This window comes from Alteromonas sp. ABH4_457, assembly GCF_056160625.1.
The window spans coordinates 1-1,477 of record NZ_JBSWXN010000015.1; the positions used below are offsets into that span (position 1 = coordinate 1).

General features: G+C 50.9%; 1 rRNA gene. It reads left to right on the forward strand.

Annotated features, from left to right (window positions below):
• Positions 1–26 precede the first annotated feature (26 nt).
• Positions 27–1,477, forward strand: a 23S ribosomal RNA gene (locus tag ACXAGR_RS23730); the annotation flags it as partial.

Here is a 1,477-nt window from a genome sequence, read left to right on the forward strand (position 1 = left end):
CTTAAGGAAGCTATTTAGGGTTGTATGGTTAAGTGACTAAGCGTATACGGTGGATGCCTTGGCAGTAAGAGGCGATGAAGGACGTGTAAGTCTGCGAAAAGCGGTGGCGAGCTGACAAAACGCATTTGAGCCATCGATGTCCGAATGGGGAAACCCACCCGCTTGCGGGTATCGTTAACTGAATACATAGGTTAACGAGGCAAACCCGGGGAACTGAAACATCTAAGTACCCGGAGGAAAAGAAATCAACCGAGATTCCCTTAGTAGCGGCGAGCGAAAGGGGACCAGCCGATGTTAGTTGTCATAGTGGAATATTCTGGAAAGTTTAACGGAACAGGGTGATAGTCCCGTACACGAAGTGACAGTTAGCACATATTAAGTAGGTCGGGACACGTGTTATCCTGACTGAAGATGGGGGGACCATCCTCCAAGGCTAAATACTCCTTACTGACCGATAGTGAACCAGTACCGTGAGGGAAAGGCGAAAAGAACCCCTGTGAGGGGAGTGAAACAGAACCTGAAACCGTATACGTACAAGCAGTGGGAGCCCTTCGGGGTGACTGCGTACCTTTTGTATAATGGGTCAGCGACTTATATTTGGTAGCAAGGTTAACCGTATAGGGGAGCCGTAGCGAAAGCGAGTGTTAACTGCGCGTTGAGTTGCCAGGTATAGACCCGAAACCCGGTGATCTAGCCATGGGCAGGTTGAAGGTTGAGTAACATCAACTGGAGGACCGAACCCACGCCTGTTGAAAAAGGCGGGGATGACTTGTGGCTGGGGGTGAAAGGCCAATCAAACCGGGAGATAGCTGGTTCTCCCCGAAATCTATTTAGGTAGAGCCTCGGACGAATTCCTTTGGGGGTAGAGCACTGTTAAGGCTAGGGGGTCATCCCGACTTACCAACCCTTTGCAAACTCCGAATACCAAAGAGAACTATCCGGGAGACACACGGCGGGTGCTAACGTCCGTCGTGAAGAGGGAAACAACCCAGACCGCCAGCTAAGGTCCCAAAATATTGCTAAGTGGGAAACGATGTGGGAAGGCTAAGACAGCTAGGAGGTTGGCTTAGAAGCAGCCACCCTTTAAAGAAAGCGTAATAGCTCACTAGTCGAGTCGGCCTGCGCGGAAGATGTAACGGGGCTAAGCAATATACCGAAGCTGCGGCAAAGTACTTGTACTTTGGGTAGGGGAGCGTTCTGTAAGCCGCTGAAGGTGAACTGTGAAGTTTGCTGGAGGTATCAGAAGTGCGAATGCTGACATGAGTAACGATAATGGGGGTGAAAAACCCCCACGCCGGAAGACCAAGGTTTCCTGTCCCATGCTAATCAGGGCAGGGTAAGTCGGCCCCTAAGGCGAGGCAGAAATGCGTAGTCGATGGGAAACGGGTTAATATTCCCGTACTTATATAATCAGTGACGGAGGGACGGAGAAGGCTAGACAATCCTGGCGTTGGTTGCCCAGGTGAAAGTGTGTAGG